This window comes from Candidatus Lariskella endosymbiont of Epinotia ramella (genome assembly GCF_964019805.1).
Taxonomy (GTDB): domain Bacteria; phylum Pseudomonadota; class Alphaproteobacteria; order Rickettsiales; family Midichloriaceae; genus Lariskella.
The window spans coordinates 1,173,990-1,190,786 of the sequence record NZ_OZ026472.1; the positions used below are offsets into that span (position 1 = coordinate 1,173,990).

General features: G+C 34.0%; 15 protein-coding genes. 7 read left to right on the forward strand and 8 right to left on the reverse strand.

The window, feature by feature from the left end:
* Positions 1-413 precede the first annotated feature (413 nt).
* The gene (locus tag AACL20_RS05045) at positions 414-1,346 is read left to right on the forward strand and encodes an Rpn family recombination-promoting nuclease/putative transposase (protein ID WP_339051894.1); all 933 of its coding nucleotides are present in this window, start codon (positions 414-416) and stop codon (positions 1,344-1,346) included.
* Positions 1,347-1,427: 81 nt separating this feature from the next.
* Here AACL20_RS05045 and AACL20_RS05050 read toward each other — a convergent pair whose 3' ends face one another.
* The 4 genes from AACL20_RS05050 to AACL20_RS05065 form a co-directional block, all read right to left on the reverse strand.
* Positions 1,428-2,069 carry a hypothetical protein gene (locus AACL20_RS05050; protein ID WP_339051895.1) on the reverse strand — a complete coding sequence of 214 codons (642 nt, stop codon included), beginning with the start codon at positions 2,067-2,069 and terminating at the stop codon, positions 1,428-1,430.
* Positions 2,054-2,515, reverse strand: a complete 462-nt coding sequence (locus AACL20_RS05055) for a hypothetical protein (protein WP_339051896.1) — start codon at positions 2,513-2,515, stop codon at positions 2,054-2,056. The genes AACL20_RS05050 and AACL20_RS05055 overlap by 16 nt, the downstream gene beginning before the upstream one ends.
* A 173-nt stretch (positions 2,516-2,688) precedes the next feature.
* Positions 2,689-3,903 carry an IS256 family transposase gene (locus tag AACL20_RS05060; protein WP_339051897.1) on the reverse strand — a complete coding sequence of 405 codons (1,215 nt, stop codon included), beginning with the start codon at positions 3,901-3,903 and terminating at the stop codon, positions 2,689-2,691.
* Positions 3,904-3,946: 43 nt separating this feature from the next.
* Positions 3,947-6,811, reverse strand: coding sequence for a hypothetical protein (locus AACL20_RS05065; protein ID WP_339051898.1), 2,865 nt, complete (start codon positions 6,809-6,811; stop codon positions 3,947-3,949).
* A 980-nt stretch (positions 6,812-7,791) separates the two neighbouring features.
* Between AACL20_RS05065 and AACL20_RS05070 the strand changes: the two genes are divergently transcribed.
* Both AACL20_RS05070 and AACL20_RS05075 read left to right on the forward strand, forming a co-directional pair.
* Positions 7,792-8,763, forward strand: coding sequence for an Rpn family recombination-promoting nuclease/putative transposase (locus AACL20_RS05070; RefSeq protein ID WP_339051899.1), 972 nt, complete (start codon positions 7,792-7,794; stop codon positions 8,761-8,763).
* Between the two features lie 83 nt (positions 8,764-8,846).
* Entirely contained in the window at positions 8,847-9,398 is a 552-nt protein-coding gene (locus AACL20_RS05075) for a transposase (RefSeq protein WP_339051900.1), read from the forward strand.
* Here AACL20_RS05075 and AACL20_RS05080 read toward each other — a convergent pair.
* Positions 9,361-10,181, reverse strand: a protein-coding gene (locus AACL20_RS05080; RefSeq protein ID WP_339051669.1) for an IS5 family transposase whose coding sequence is annotated in 2 segments (ribosomal slippage) — positions 9,361-9,794 and positions 9,794-10,181 — 822 coding nt in all. Because the reading frame shifts where the segments join, the coding sequence is not laid out codon by codon here. The two genes, AACL20_RS05075 and AACL20_RS05080, sit on opposite strands and share 38 nt — an antisense overlap.
* Between AACL20_RS05080 and AACL20_RS05085 the strand changes: the two genes are divergently transcribed.
* Positions 10,180-10,962 carry an IS256 family transposase gene (locus AACL20_RS05085; RefSeq protein ID WP_339051901.1) on the forward strand — a complete coding sequence of 261 codons (783 nt, stop codon included), beginning with the start codon at positions 10,180-10,182 and terminating at the stop codon, positions 10,960-10,962. The genes AACL20_RS05080 and AACL20_RS05085 overlap by 2 nt on opposite strands.
* A gap of 40 nt (positions 10,963-11,002) precedes the next feature.
* Here the strand turns inward: AACL20_RS05085 and AACL20_RS05090 are convergent, their stop codons facing one another.
* The 3 genes from AACL20_RS05090 to AACL20_RS05100 form a co-directional block, all read right to left on the reverse strand.
* Complete coding sequence (locus AACL20_RS05090; protein ID WP_339051902.1) at positions 11,003-11,230, reverse strand: hypothetical protein; 228 nt, start codon at positions 11,228-11,230, stop codon at positions 11,003-11,005.
* Between the two features lie 21 nt (positions 11,231-11,251).
* Positions 11,252-12,072 (reverse strand): IS5 family transposase gene (locus AACL20_RS05095; protein WP_339051669.1). Its coding sequence is split into 2 segments (ribosomal slippage): positions 11,252-11,685 and positions 11,685-12,072, totalling 822 coding nucleotides; the frame shifts between segments, so codons are not numbered across the junction.
* A gap of 29 nt (positions 12,073-12,101) precedes the next feature.
* Positions 12,102-12,248 (reverse strand): hypothetical protein, encoded by a 147-nt coding sequence (locus tag AACL20_RS05100; RefSeq protein ID WP_339051903.1) that lies wholly within the window; start codon positions 12,246-12,248, stop codon positions 12,102-12,104.
* Between the two features lie 817 nt (positions 12,249-13,065).
* Between AACL20_RS05100 and AACL20_RS05105 the strand changes: the two genes are divergently transcribed.
* From AACL20_RS05105 to trpS, 3 genes are all read left to right on the forward strand, one after another.
* Positions 13,066-13,989 (forward strand): TerC/Alx family metal homeostasis membrane protein, encoded by a 924-nt coding sequence (locus AACL20_RS05105; protein ID WP_339052684.1) that lies wholly within the window; start codon positions 13,066-13,068, stop codon positions 13,987-13,989.
* A gap of 123 nt (positions 13,990-14,112) precedes the next feature.
* Entirely contained in the window at positions 14,113-15,543 is a 1,431-nt protein-coding gene (locus tag AACL20_RS05110) for a bifunctional N-acetylglucosamine-1-phosphate uridyltransferase/glucosamine-1-phosphate acetyltransferase (RefSeq protein WP_339051904.1), read from the forward strand.
* A gap of 32 nt (positions 15,544-15,575) precedes the next feature.
* Positions 15,576-16,607: a tryptophan--tRNA ligase gene (trpS, locus tag AACL20_RS05115; RefSeq protein WP_339051905.1), complete on the forward strand. Its 1,032-nt coding sequence runs from the start codon at positions 15,576-15,578 to the stop codon at positions 16,605-16,607.
* Positions 16,608-16,797: the final 190 nt, after the last annotated feature.

The following is a 16,797-nucleotide window of genomic DNA, read 5'->3' on the forward strand; positions in this document are numbered from 1 at the left end:
TCCAAGCCGCAACTTTTTATAGTATAAACAAAGATTAAAATACTATTTATATAGTGTTAACATGAATAACATATTTCTTTTTGCATATTATACCCACTTCAGCTTATACTCTATTTTATTAATAATTTTTTCCAGATATAATTTTTATATTTCTTAAAAAACATAGAGAATTTTATGAATGATTGAGAATAAATGAACGGCTAGTTATTTTAATTGTTTTTAATATTGCCAAGAATTAGATTTATGCCAGATGAAATATAGCGGAAGCACCATAACTGATATACAAGCACGTATTTTGAAGAAATTAGCTTACAGATGCGCATCTTACTGTTTATAGTATATATCGCATGTGTTTTATGATATAATACTTGCATATTTATACATCTTGAATAAAAGCTAAAAAGAGTTAAAAAATGAGCAACGATGTTAATCCTAGAGTCGACATTGCATTCAAAAAATTGTTCGGAGTTGAGGAAAATAAAGATCTTCTGATGTCGCTGATTAATGCTATTGTCTCAAAGGAAGATCAGGTTGCAGATATCGAGCTTTTAAATCCATACAATCCAAGAAACTTCCGTAATGATAAGCTGTCTGTGCTTGATATAAAAGCCAGAGGCAACACTGGCAGACGTTATAATATTGAAATACAAATCAGTGATGAAGCAGACTATGATAAACGCGCCCTATATTACTGGGCAAAACTCTATACTGAGCAGCTACAAAAAGGTGCCGATTATTCATCTCTCAATAAAGCAATTGGCATACATATTTTAAACTTTCTCAGCATTCCAGGAGTTGAAAAATATCACAATGTATTTCATCTGCGTGAGAAAGAAAATGGCTTTCATTATTTTGACGACATAGAGCTGCATACAATCGAGCTAAATAAGTTTGATATAACGAACGCAGAACTTAAGGAATTTCTGCCGAAGATTAAAACTTCACTAGATAAGTGGGTAATGTTTTTATCACGTTATGATCTGCTAGCAAAGGATAAATTGCCTAAAGAATTAGATGATCCAAGCCTAGAGAAGGCAATTGATGTTTTAGAGGAGATGAATTTTTCTAAAGCGGAGCGTGATGCTTACGAAGCACATAGAAAATGGCTTATGATCGAAGCAAACACACTTAAAAAAGCACAAGCAGATAGCTTCGCTGAAGGGAAGATAGAAGGCATAGCTGAAGGTCTTGAGAAAGGTAAAATAGAAGGTCAGTTAGCAGAAAAGATGAAAATTGCTAAAAATCTCTTGTTGCAAGGACTGGATATAGATATGATTGAGCATGCAACCGGACTCTCTAGAACTGCTATATTAAAGCTGCAGAAAGATGAGAAGAACAGGGACTAGACCACTTGACTCGAAAACAAATTTGCCGTCTCTGCTGCATGTAAATCCTGAGATTGGCAGGCAGCAAGACAACAGAAATATTTATATACCGTTGAGTAAAATATCTATAGAATTAGGTACATTACAAATTTCTAGAATATCCTGTCCTGACAAAAGCTCATCCACCGCGAAGTGAGCAGAAGATATCATAGATTTTGCTTGTACACCAAAACTTAATCCAATACTTTCAGAATTAATAACTGCATCTGCGCTAGCAACAGTCGCAGCAATTTGTACAGGCTTCACAACCTCTTTTGCTGTTTCAACAACAGCTTTTTTCCAACAGCATGCTCCTTTTTGTTTCAATTTATATAGCGTTAGCCATAGACCAGCACCAGCTGCAATTGCAGGGACTCCATATATGATCACTTTACCCCACCAAGTATCAGTCCAAGATGAGCTGTTATAAACAATACCAAGTGTACATTCTTCACTCTCCATACCATGCTCGTTGATCGATGCATAGGAGATATTTTCGCTCATATTTGTACCGCATGCAGAATATACAAGACTACTTGCACTATATGCTGCTTTTACAATTGCCCTATCAAGATGTTCGTCAATGATATTACCGCACTCAGGGAGTGTATAAAGCTTTACTCTAGTACCGCTAGTAGGTTCAATATAAGGCTGGAATTCTAGTTGATACTTTTTATTTTGATCAACAGTTATACTAAAATCCATGCAGCTTGGCGCACTAGCAGAGCCAGATGGATCGGTAATATTGTATCAGCTCCAGAAGAATCCGTAGGTGAATAGGCACTCATTGTTATTCCAATAGTACACTTTTCACTTTCTAGTGAGCTTTGTGAATCAAATGCCGTATATGAAACGCTTTCTGCGACAACAGATCTACATGTTGTGTATACAAGTTCATTTATACCATAAGCAGTACCAAGTGTAGCTGCATTTATACTTGCATCGCTTATAGTGCTGCAAGTAGGCAAGCTGTGCAACTTTATTCTCATACCACTGCGAGATGGGCTGGTATATGATTGAAGATTTAGCAGGTATTTCGCTCCCACGTTTGCAAGTACACCAAAATTACTACATGCTGGCTTTACAGGAGCCTGTGTCAACTTGATCGTTGCGCTACATTCACTACTTTCAGAATCTTTTGAATCAACCACAGCAAATTTAAAATCGTCATATCCTGATGTGTTGCCGGCAACATATTTAAGCTCATTTATAGCATAAATGCCTGATATTGCAGCAGGTTGATTTGATTTATCATGTAGATTTCCATGTACAGGAAGTGATTTCGGGGGTCTTTCTCATTGATTGTGTAAATTTTTTAGAGCCATTAAATTCTACCATCAAATTTGATTATAAAATGAGCCATAGCTTCATTCCAGTTAGAGATAGGCATGGTCCATTTTTTGGTAATATAATCAATCGTTAGGTATAAAACCTTGAATACCGAATCATCATTTGGGAAAACACGCTTATTTCTTGTAACTTTTCTCAACTGACTATTCAGCGATTCTATAGCATTTGTAGTGTAAATTATCTTACGGATACTCTCTGGATATTGCAGAAATATTACAAGATTCTCCCAATTATTATACCAGGATTTTGCTATATGTGGATATCGTTTACTCCATTTCTTATCAAAAGATTCTAGGGCAAGATGCGCTTCATCTTCAGTAGCAGAGCTATAAATAAGCTTTAAATCTGATGCCAATAATTTTCTGTCTTTATATGATACATACTTCAGGCTATTTCTAATTTGATGTACTATACAAAGCTGATGCTCAGTTTTGGGATAACTTGCGCATATAGCTTCAGACATACCAGTCAGGTTATCACTACAGGCAATTAATATATCTTTTAATCCTCGATTCTTCAATTCAGTAAAATTACTAAGCCAGAATTTAGATCCTTCATTCTCACTTATCCATAATCCTAAAATATCTTTCCGGCCCTGTAAATCTATACCCAGCGCAACATATACTGATTTATTAATTATCTGTTTATCTTGCCTTACCTTAACTATTAAACAATCAAAATATACTATAGGATATAATGGTTCAAGAGGTCTACTCTGCCAAATTCTAACCTCATCAATTACATCATCTGTAACCCTACTAATTAAACTCTCACTAACTTCTGCTCCATATAATTCTTGTAATTGGATCTTGATATCAGACAAACTCATCCCCTTGGCATACAGAGATATTATCTTTTGATCTAAACCATCTATTCTTGTTTGATTCTTGGAGACAATTACAGGTGCAAATTTACCTTCTCTATCTCGCGGAATATTTAACTCGATACTGCCATTCTCAGTAATCAAATTCTTATTATAATGACCATTCCTGCAATTCTCAGTTTCAGACCTATCATATTTGTTATAACCTAAGTGTTCAGACATTTCTGCCTGCAAGGCTCTCTCCAAAATACTCTTCGTTAATTCCTTAATCAATCCATCCTGCTTCAGTACTGTCTTTAAATCCGCTCCTCCTTCTATCAGTAAATCTATCGCTTCATTTATTTTCTTATTCTTTTCTGTCTTCATTCTAATTACCTATATTCTTTATTAATTCCAAATATAGGCTCTACTATAATTTACACAATCTTTGATAAAGACTCTTAAAGGAGACAGATGGATTATTTAATTGAGCTAGAGCATATCCGCTCATTGCAAGATCTTTTGGCTGAAAGCCATTTAATTTCTTGGTAGCAGCTTTTATCCATTCACGCTCAAATTCTTTAGAATCAGCATGTCCTAACTTAGCTAAAGCACACATACTCATCGCTAGATCTTCTGGCTGAAAGCCATTCAACTTCTTAGTAGCAGCTTTTATCCATTCATGCTCAAATTCTTTACTATCATAATACCATAACGCATGCAGAGCCTTTTCGATTGTTGCCAATTCTTTTGCGTTATTACCTAATTCACTCCTCACAATCTGGATCAATCCATTTCCAAATTCGTTAGTAGTACCACTATACAATAACACATCAAGTGCATATTTGATGTTTTGAAACTCTTCTGTGCGAGAGTCAATACCTAATTGATTTGTCATGATATTGGTAAACTCATTGGCAAATTCTTGACCATGATACTTTAAGTTAGCTATAGCATTTATGGTTATTGCTAGATCTTTTGGCTTAAATTCATTTAATTTCTGAGTAGCAACTCTTATCCAATTATACTCAAATATCCCACGCTCAAATTCTTGACTCTTATGATGCTCTAATTTAGCTAAAGCATTTATGCTTATTGCTAGCTCTTTTGGTTTAAATTCGTTTAATTTGAGAGTAGCTTCTTTCATCCATTTACGCTCAAATTCTCGATTCTCATGATGCCCTAATGTAGCTATGGCATCTATGCTTATTGTTAGATCTTGTGGCTTAAATTCATTTAATTTGAGAGCAGCTGCTGCTATCCATGAATTCTCAAATGCTTTATTATTTTCACTATGATACTTGTACCTTAAGTCCCCTATAGCACGTATGCTTATTGCTAGCTCTTTTGGCTTAAATTCGTTTAATTTGAGAGCAGCTTCTTTCATCCATTCACGCTCAAATTCTTGACTCTCATGATGCCCTAATCTAGCTATAGCATCTATGCTTATCGCTAGCTCTTCTGGTTTAAATTCGCCTAATTTGAGAGTAGCTGTTTCAACCCATGCATTCTCAAATTCTCTATTATCTTTACTATAATACTTGTACTTTAACTCAGCTATAGCATTTATGGTTATTGCTAGCTCTTTTGGCTCAAATGTACTTAATTTCCAAGTAGCAACTTTTATCCATGCACGCTCAAATTCTCTGTCACTATCATACCATAATGCATCTATAGCACGTACTATTATTGCTAGCTCTTCTGGCCTAAATTCATTTAATTTGTTAGTAGCAACTTTTGTCCATTCACGCGCAAATTCTCCATTATCATCATACCATAAGTGATCTATGGCATGTACTATCATCGCTAGCTCCTCTGGCGTAAATTCATTTAATTTGTTAGTAGCAACTTTTATCCATTCACGCTCAAATTCTTGACTCTCATCATCTCCCAAGTCTCCTATGGCACGTATGCTCATTACTAGCTCTTCTGGCTTAAATTCATCTAGTCTGCCAGTGACAGTTTGGATCCATGAATGCTCAAATTCTCTACTCTCAGAATATCCTAAGCTAGCTATAGCCTCTATGCTGATTGCTAGCTCTTCTGGCTTAAATTCATTGAATTTCTGAGTAGCAACTCTTATCCATTCACGCTCAAATTCTTGACTCTCAGCATATCCTAAGTACCCTATAGCACGTATGCTCATTACTAGCTCTTCCGGCTTAAATTCATCTAGTCTGCCAGTGACAGTTTGGATCCATGAATGCTCAAATTCTCTACTCTCAGAATGCACTAAGCTAGCTATAGCCTCTATGCTCATTGCTAGCTCTTCTGGCTTAAATTCATCTAATCTGCCAATGACAGTTTGGATCCATGAATGCTCAAATTCTCTACTCTCAGCATATCCTAAGTACTCTATAGCACGTATGCTAATTGCTAGCTCTTCTGGCTTAAATACATTTAATTTGTTAGTAGCAACTTTTGTCCATTCACGCGCGAATTCTTGACTCTCAGCATATCCTAAGTACTCTATAGCACGTATGCTAATTGCTAGCTCTTCTGGCTTAAATGCATTTAATTTGTTAGTAGCAACTTTTGTCCATTCACGCGCGAATTCTTGACTCTCAGCATACCCTAAGTACTCTATAAAGTATATTATTGTTGCCAGCTCTTCTAGATTAAATGCATTTAATTTGTTAGTAGCAACTTTTGTCCATTCACGCTCAAATTCTTGACTCTCAGCATATCCTAAGCCCCCCATAGCACGTATGCTTATCATTAGCTCTTTTGGCTTAAATTCATTTAATTTCTTGGTAACAACTTTCATCAATTCACGCTCAAATTCTTGACTCTCATTATTCTTTAAGTCATATATAGAATATATTATCATTGCTAGATCTTCTGAGGTAAACTTCTTTAATTGCTGAGTAGCAGCTGCCATCCATGCATTACCAAATGCTTGACTCTCCTGACTATCATCAAGACCTAAGTAAGTTATAGCATCTATGCTTACTGCTAGCTCTGTCGGCGTAAATTGATCTAAGTGGTTAGTAGCGGCCTGGAGCCATGCATTATTAAATCCGGAAGGCACGAAGTATAACCAAGAGTTATTTATTACAATAATGGCCACGGCTTGGATAGACTTAACCAATTGAGTGTGATCAAACAAATTCATCTTACTGACCACGCTATCCATTATCTGGTGCATCGCTTTCGTAAACACTTCTTTATCCACTACACTATGCTCAAACTGTAACTCTTCCTTCAAACTCTCTAGTAATTCCAATACTCTAATTTCTGTAGCATCATCCGTATATAGATTACCCCAATTTATTACACCACTCTGCATTTTCATATGAACCTCATAATAAATCTAGATTTATGAAAATTTGCAGTGAAACGTTCGCAAGAGCATCATACTGCTTTGGAAGCAGTAAATAGTGATCAAAAAGAAATACGACACATTAAAAAGATTTGAAAGAATTTTTTAGACTTAATACTCTAAAGTAAAAAATTTATTGAACCTATTTGTTATAACCCTTGCATGTTTCACAAATAATATTCTCTTGATCAAAATAATACGGCTTTACTGGTCCAAGACAAAAAATGGAATGAGAAAAACTGTAGATTTATTCGATACTTTTTACGTGATTTTTAGCACTGTGTGCTTTAGGCAAATAAGAATGTGCTAAGAGAGAATAGACAGAACATAGGAGAGCACACCTCACCACGAACTCAAACATCATACTGTGTTACATAGTATAGATATAGAGCGTTAATTAGTCAAGTTATGTTATTCCTCATAAGGTGGAATTGCTAACTAAAGATAGATATACTTTTTTATCACAAATGCTAAAATCAACTGTCGCGTTTTTTGCGCATGCTTACAACAGCGATGAAAGTGGTATCTTGTGCTAATTTCCTTGTTGTAAGCTTTGTACCTTTAATAAAAGGATTTTAAAAATAATAGTCTTGTTGTTGCATTAGCTTAGTCAAATATAGGTTTGACTGTTTCTTAGTGATTCATACAAAATATACCAGACATTTCAGCTATCTCAAAAGTTGATATCGTTTCTAAACTTTTGAATAAAAGCAAATCATTGATGGGATTAAATTAGGCATGGTTTTAGATACCAAATAAAGCATGGCTGTTGAGGGGTTTTTGCGCTATTTTCGGCTAATAAAGCTAGCTTTAGTTTAGATTTTATGGTACATTGAGTAGTATATAGCTAATATTACTTTAGGTATGCTAAATTGATATGTGAAACAGCAATTTTAGAGACAAATTATTATTTACATACACTATATTATGTGATGAATTGACAATATCAAAAGATGCCAGATAAAAAGATTAAGTCTAATGCCTATCATGATAGGTTTTTCAAAGACGCAATATCGCATAAAAGAACAGCCCAAGAGTTTTTGAAAACATATTTGCCACGTGATATACTAGAAAAAGTAGATCTAGGATCTATAGAACATAAAAAAGAAAGTTTTATAGATAATGATTTAGATGATGGCATCGTAGATGTTTTATTTTCTGTTGCACTAAAAAATGGTGAGCCAGGATATCTTTATTTATTGACTGAGCAACAAACTCGCCAAGAGCACTTTATGACATTTAGGCTTTGGAAATATGTGCTTAGAATCATGGAACATCACTTAAGGCAGCACCCAAGAACTAAGAAGTTACCGTATGTAATGCCGCTTGTTCTTTATACTGGGCAAGAACCTTACAAAGCGCCGTACAGTTTTTTTGATTTATTTCATGATTCTGAGTTTGCAAGAAGGTTACTGAGTAGTAAATTTGAAGTAATAGAATTAAACAAGATATCAGATGAAGATCTAAAGGAGGAGTTGTTTAGCGGAATAATGCAGCTTATGCTGAAGAATATCAGGTTACCTAATATTTTACCGCTCTTACAAAATATATCGTCTCTTCTTTCAAGAATTAATAAAGAAAATTCTGTTTATACAAGAAGCATAATTTTGTATATTCTAGAGCGTGGAGAGTCAAAAGATCCAGAAAAGATTATTAAGTTTTTAAGTGAAACATTTGTAGATAAGCAAGAGGAAATTATGACAATAGCTGATCAATTGATGGAGAAAGGTAGACTTGAAGGTATAGAGAAAGGTATAGAGAAAGGTATGGAGAAAGGTATGGAGAAAGGTATGGAGAAAGGACGCATTGAAATTGCAAAGAATCTTTTATTGCAAGGATTAGATATTAGCATTATTGAAAATGCAACAGGGCTTTCTAAATCTGACTTAGCAAAGCTTCAAAAAGAGGTGAAGACCACGCATTAATATTTGCAAGAGTCTTTATCAAAGATTGTGTAAATTATAGTAGAGCCTATATTTGGAATTAATAAAGAATATAGGTAATTAGAATGAAGACAGAAAAGAATAAGAAAATAAATGAAGCGATAGATTTACTGATAGAAGGAGGAGCGGATTTAAAGACAGTACTGAAGCAGGATGGATTGATTAAGGAATTAACGAAGAGTATTTTGGAGAGAGCCTTGCAGGCAGAAATGTCTGAACACTTAGGTTATAACAAATATGATAGGTCTGAAACTGAGAATTGCAGGAATGGTCATTATAATAAGAATTTGATTACTGAGAATGGCAGTATCGAGTTAAATATTCCGCGAGATAGAGAAGGTAAATTTGCACCTGTAATTGTCTCCAAGAATCAAACAAGAATAGATGGTTTAGATCAAAAGATAATATCTCTGTATGCCAAGGGGATGAGTTTGTCTGATATCAAGATCCAATTACAAGAATTATATGGAGCAGAAGTTAGTGAGAGTTTAATTAGTAGGGTTACAGATGATGTAATTGATGAGGTTAGAATTTGGCAGAGTAGACCTCTTGAACCATTAGACCTCTTGCATAACCTATTTAAAGCTCAAAGTTATAGATACCAGCAAGTAAATTAAACCTTAAACCGAATCGTTTTCTTCTGTTCCTATAACGATCAGCGATAATTTTAAATCGTTTGATCATGCCTATGACGTTTTCATTTAAAACACGTTCACTAGACAATTGACGATTTTTCTTTTTATCTTTCCTGCTTAGTGGTCGCTTTTTTGTCTTTTTCTTTGGTAACTCTGAATTATAATGCAACTTATCAATGCCTTGATAACCAGTATCTGTAAGAACTTTAATCTCAGGGTGGATGTGAACTCCGGATTCTTTAAATAACCTGAAATCATGACGCTTGCCATTAGAAAAATTAGTGCAAATGATTTCTTTTTTCCTTTTATCCACAATAAGCTGAGTTTTTAGAGTATGTCGCCTCTTTTTTCCCGAATAAAAGTGCTTCTGTTTTTTTTAGGTCGTTCTATCGGTGTTTCAGTAGCATCAATTAACACAAGTTCGTATTCAGAATCGCTTTTTAGTAATGCTTTACGTCCAGGTAGTGAAAATCGTTTATCTTTAATTAGAGTATCTTCAATCCAACGTATATTACGATAACAGGCACTTTCACTTATTCCATAACTGCGGGAAATATGAAAATATGTCCTGTATTCACGCAAGTACTCAAGCGTCATGAGTAATCGATCTTCTAAAGCCAATTTATTGGGTTTTCCACCTTGAGACTTTAAAATAGCTTCAGCTTCTTTTAATATACTTAGTATAACTTCAAACGTTCCTCGTTTAATGCCAGTAAGCCTGCGAAACTCTTCTGCGTATTCATCTTTGATGTTTTCAAACTTCATGTTATCCTTGATAAAATCAAGGATTTTAATCAATTTATATGGTTATGCAAGAGGTCTATTATATCCTATAGTATATTTTGATTGTTTAATAGTTAAGGTAAGGCAAGATAAACAGATAATTAATAAATCAGTATATGTTGCGCTGGGTATAGATTTACAGGGCCGGAAAGATATTTTAGGATTATGGATAAGTGAGAATGAAGGATCTAAATTCTGGCTTAGTAATTTTACTGAATTGAAGAATCGAGGATTAAAAGATATATTAATTGCCTGTAGTGATAACCTGACTGGTATGTCTGAAGCTATATGCGCAAGTTATCCCAAAACTGAGCATCAGCTTTGTATAGTACATCAAATTAGAAATAGCCTGAAGTATGTATCATATAAAGACAGAAAATTATTGGCATCAGATTTAAAGCTTATTTATAGCTCTGCTACTGAAGATGAAGCGCATCTTGCCCTAGAATCTTTTGATAAGAAATGGAGTAAACGATATCCACATATAGCAAAATCCTGGTATAATAATTGGGAGAATCTTGTAATATTTCTGCAATATCCAGAGAGTATCCGTAAGATAATTTACACTACAAATGCTATAGAATCGCTGAATAGTCAGTTGAGAAAAGTTACAAGAAATAAGCGTGTTTTCCCAAATGATGATTCGGTATTCAAGGTTTTATACCTAACGATTGATTATATTACCAAAAAATGGACCATGCCTATCTCTAACTGGAATGAAGCTATGGCTCATTTTATAATCAAATTTGATGGGAGATTTTAATGGCTCTAAAAAATTTACACAATCAATGGGATAAACCCGTTTATCCCATTATATCCTTGGTATGTCGCTTAGAATTGTGTAGAGATTTGGGTATTGTAATTGTATCTTCTTGAAATAGCGATGGTAATTGTTTTAATTTAGCATCATCCTGTTTTTCCATTTTTGTCTCTATACTTACAAGAGCATTTTTCATGCTTGTAGCAAGCTCTTTGTGAGACGCTGCTTTGTTTATTCTGACAGCTTTGGTTATTGCCAAATTTTGAATCAATAGACCTCTTGCATAACCTATTTAAAGCTCAAAGTTATAGATACCAGCAAGTAAATTAAACCTTAAACCGAATCGTTTTCTTCTGTTCCTATAACGATCAGCGATAATTTTAAATCGTTTGATCATGCCTATGACGTTTTCATTTAAAACACGTTCACTAGACAATTGACGATTTTTCTTTTTATCTTTCCTGCTTAGTGGTCGCTTTTTTGTCTTTTTCTTTGGTAACTCTGAATTATAATGCAACTTATCAATGCCTTGATAACCAGTATCTGTAAGAACTTTAATCTCAGGGTGGATGTGAACTCCGGATTCTTTAAATAACCTGAAATCATGACGCTTGCCATTAGAAAAATTAGTGCAAATGATTTCTTTTTTCCTTTTATCCACAATAAGCTGAGTTTTTAGAGTATGTCGCCTCTTTTTTCCCGAATAAAAGTGCTTCTGTTTTTTTTAGGTCGTTCTATCGGTGTTTCAGTAGCATCAATTAACACAAGTTCGTATTCAGAATCGCTTTTTAGTAATGCTTTACGTCCAGGTAGTGAAAATCGTTTATCTTTAATTAGAGTATCTTCAATCCAACGTATATTACGATAACAGGCACTTTCACTTATTCCATAACTGCGGGAAATATGAAAATATGTCCTGTATTCACGCAAGTACTCAAGCGTCATGAGTAATCGATCTTCTAAAGCCAATTTATTGGGTTTTCCACCTTGAGACTTTAAAATAGCTTCAGCTTCTTTTAATATACTTAGTATAACTTCAAACGTTCCTCGTTTAATGCCAGTAAGCCTGCGAAACTCTTCTGCGTATTCATCTTTGATGTTTTCAAACTTCATGTTATCCTTGATAAAATCAAGGATTTTAATCAATTTATATGGTTATGCAAGAGGTCTAATAGTAATTTATCTTGGTAATTAACAGCTGTAGAATTCCTTGATGTATCTTGGTCACTTTCTATCTCACATATAGCATCTTCTTGATTTTGATGAGATTTACAATTTAGATCTGTCATATGCGTCATCTTCCATACTGTATGTTAAAATTACACCATAATATTAAAATTATATTATATTATTAAAATTTGCGCTATATTATTAATTTAATTCCTGCAAAAGTACGCGCTCTGCAGAAGAGCGGTATATAGCCGCTTATAAATAATAAAATTTAAAAGTGTTTTGCATGTTCATGCTAGAATTCATCTCTTTCTGAGAGATTATAGGTAATTGCTTCGTTTTATGCGCAAGTTATATTTGCAGTAACAGCATGTTATATTGTAAGCTTTGACTATTTTATTTTTACTATTCTAAAGATGTATGAAATTCACTTTGCTAGGATTTTATAATCAACTATAAAATTACAAAATTGACATTGCATTCTAATCAATTGAGAAATGCAAACCATATTTATATCCGAATTTAATTTAACATATATCGCTAAAGTAGCATAAAAAAGTCATGCTAAACCTTGTCTTTTGATAAATTTTAAGTCAGTGTTTCGCCTAAAATGGCGATTATATTGTAGATTCCAAATGAATAAAAATTTATTCTAAATACCTGTTGTTATTATGTGGTGGTATAAATAGTTAGTCGCGTCATGAAAGCTATCAGAGCAACTATATATAGCTAGGCTCTACATGCTATGGTAATAATATTATGATATACGCCATCGTTATGTTAAAATAACATTACATTACCAGATGAGTTACACGAAAAGTTGCAGTGTTCGGTGTGTTATTTGGTATAATAATATGGTATAAAAGCGTTTAGTGTTTCGTGCTTATAAATTAGCTATTTCTTTTTGAGAGATTGAAGATGGTTGATTCGTTTTATATGTGGATTATCTTTGCAGTAATGGTCTTGTTTTTTATACTGCTAGATTTGGTTATTATTAGCCGATTTCTAAAAATGGATGATATTAAAGTTTCAAGCAAAGTGACGTTGGGCTGGGTTTTGCTTGCTATAGCTTTTTGCTATGGTGTATACCTACAACGAGGACAGCAGGACGCACTAATGTTTCTGACAGGGTATGTCATAGAACTTGCACTCAGTTTTGACAATGTATTTGTATTCATACTGCTATTTGAAATTTGCAAGATTAAGAAACAATATCAACATAAAGTCTTGTTTATAGGCATCTTGAGCGCGATTATAATGCGACTTTTGATGATTACTTTTGGGATCTACTTAGTAAACCAGTTTACGTGGATTTTTTATGTATTTGGGGCATTCCTTATTTACAGTGGAGTTCGTTTTATGATAGATGCCATAAAACCGAAACAGGATAATGATAAAGAAGGAAAGCTGCTGATTTTTTTGCGAAAATATTTCAGAATTAGCACAAATTCTAATACAGACAAGTTTTTTATCAAAGAAGGTGGCAAATGGTCAATGACTAGTTTGTTTGTTGTATTAGTCTTAATAGAGCAATCGGACTTAATTTTTGCGCTTGATTCTATTCCAGCAATACTGGCAATTACTGATGATGTGTTTATAGTCTTCACGTCCAATATTTTTGCTATACTTGGTCTAAGATCCATGTATTTTATGCTATCTAGCATCATAGATAAATTTATATACTTGAGGCATGCACTCGCTATAATGCTCTTTTATATAGGATGTAAAATGATTTTGCTTGTGCAAGGCATTCATATTCCAACAGCAGTGTCATTGTGTGTAATAGTAGGAATTCTGTCTATTGCCATTTTATTTTCTATTTTTAAAACAAAACACTCTAAAAATTCTTTGATTAAGTAAGCAAAGTCTCAAGTATATAATATAACAATCATCTATCAGAGTTATTATGTTTGAGCATAATGGAAAAATAGTGTAGCTTGCCGTTAGGATTTACTCTTTTTGTTGGAGAACAGTTTTTTATCTATGAAGTATAATGAAGCCCAACCTATGGTTTCTCACTACGAAATTTTAAATGAAACCACTGTAATAATATTAGCAGCTGGAACAGGGAGTAGAATGCGCTCACAAACTCCAAAAGTGCTACACAAAGTTGCTGGCCTGTGTCTTCTTGAATATGCACTTTTGGTTCCTAAATCTTTAAAGATCAGTGATGTTCGTGTCGTTCTAAATAGTAGAATCAGTGCAATGCCTGAGATCGAACAATTATCAAGCAAATATGACTTTTGCGTTATTATACAAGAAAAGCAACTTGGAACAGGGGATGCTGTAAGATCTGCTATTGAGCATTCTACTCCAAAAAAGTTTATACTCGTAATGTATGCAGATGCTCCATTCTTGAAGGGTGAAACTGTTCTGAAATTATTATCAAATCTTTCTAGATATGCAGTTTCATTATTGACGTTTAATGCAAAAGATCCAAGCGGATATGGTAGAATAATTGCAAGATCTAAACAAAATACAGAGCTTTCTTTGAGTCATATGTTTGAGCTGCAAAATGCAGACTATACTCAAGTGACAGAGATGGAGATGGACATTGAAAATATAGTTGAAGACTGTGATGCTACAGAGAGACAAAAACAGATCAAATTATGTAATGGTGGAACTATCGCATTTACTAGAGAAATCGCTCTGGATTTTATAAAAAATAATAAACCATCTGCTATTGGTGAATATTACATGACTAATATAGTTTCCTTTACATCTTCAAATGGAGGTAATGCGAAAGGTTTATTGGTAGATGAAGCGGAAGTGCTTGGCATTAATGATAAAATACAGCTAGCTCATGCGGAAGCTTTGATGCAAAATACGCTGAGAGAATTTTGGATGATGCAAGGAGTGACAATGATTGATCCTGCAAGTGTATTTCTATCTTATGACACTATATTTGGCAGCGACGTTACAATACATCCTAATGTATACATTGGGCAAAATGTTTCTATAGGCAGCAATGTCACAATATTCTCTTTTTCACATATCGAGGGGGCAAAGGTTGATAATGAATGTTTTATTGGACCGTTTTCTAGAATTAGGCCAACTACAAGGTTACATACTGGCGCAAAGGTAGGGAATTTTGTTGAGGTTAAGAATAGTGAAATTGGCAGTATTACTAAAGTAATGCACCTTGCATATATTGGAGATACTTTAATAGAGGATAATGTAAATATAGGGGCTGGTGTAGTGTTTTGCAATTATAATGGCAAAACAAAGTCTAAGTGCAGAGTGGGAAGTGAGTCATTTATCGGTTCAAACACAAGCATAGTAGCTCCAAGAGATATAGGAAAAAACACAACTATTGGAGCGGGAAGCGTAATAACATCTGATGTACCAGACAATAATCTTGCAGTAGGAAGAGCTACGCAGAAAAACTTAACAAAAACTCGATTTCAAAAATAAAATTATAGATTGAAGTAATTGGTATTTAGAAGATGCAAGATTGTTTAAATAAAAATGCAAGTAATGATCAGTCTGTTGTCTTGACAGGCGATAGACCAAGTGGTCCGCTCCATCTTGGACATTATGTTGGTTCTTTATCAAGCAGAATCTCAATGCAAGACACATGCAAGCAATTCATAATGATTGCTGATATGCAAGCATTGACAGATAATTTCGAAAATCCAAAAAAGGTCAAAGATAGTGTAATTGAGGTAATGTTAGATTATCTAGCAGTTGGAATAGATCCTCAAAAAAGCACTATCTTTATACAATCTCAAGTGCCAGAACTGGCAGAATTGACCATGTATTATATGAACCTTGTTAACCTTGGTAGACTAGAAAGAAACCCAACTGTAAAATCTGAAATTAAACAAAAAGGCTATGATAATGAGCTGCCAGTAGGATTTTTATGTTATCCAATTAGTCAAGCCGCTGACATTACAGCATTTAAGGCAGATTTGGTGCCAGTTGGAGAAGATCAACTTCCTATGATCGAACAGACAAATGAAATAGTGAGACGTTTTAATAGGATTTATAACACCTCTTGTTTAAAAGAAGCAAAGGCACACCTTAGTAAAGCTCCAAGGCTGATTGGGATTGATGGAAAGTCTAAGGCTAGTAAATCTCTTGGCAACACGATCTTTCTTTCAGATTCTGAAGAAATAGTAAAACAAAAAGTATTTTCTATGTTTACAGATCCAGAACACATAAAAGTTTCAGATCCTGGCAAAATTGAAGGCAATGTAGTGTTTGCTTATCTTGACATTTTTGATTGTAATAAAGATGAGCTCAGTGCATTAAAAAGTCATTACAAACGTGGTGGTCTTGGTGATATTGTACTTAAGAAAAGATTAAATAGCATTTTGCAAGAGTTTCTAGATCCAATTAGAGATATAAGAACATCTTTAGATAGAAAAGATGCGCTCGAAGCATTGAAACATGGCAGTACTGTCGCAAGATTGACAGCAAAAGAGACATTGCTTGAGGTACAAGATGCTATCGGAACTAGATTTTTCTCAAATTGATTTTGGTCATTGAATGAGCAAAACCAAGTTTTGCAATTATGACTATATATTGATTGCTGTTAACATGATTTTTTAATAAGTTTAATGTATACATTCTATAAACATTTATTTTTTAGTAAAATTTCATGGATTAGCATTGGATTTTATATATAAAAAATTTCTAGCACGTCATTTTATTTTAATATTGAGT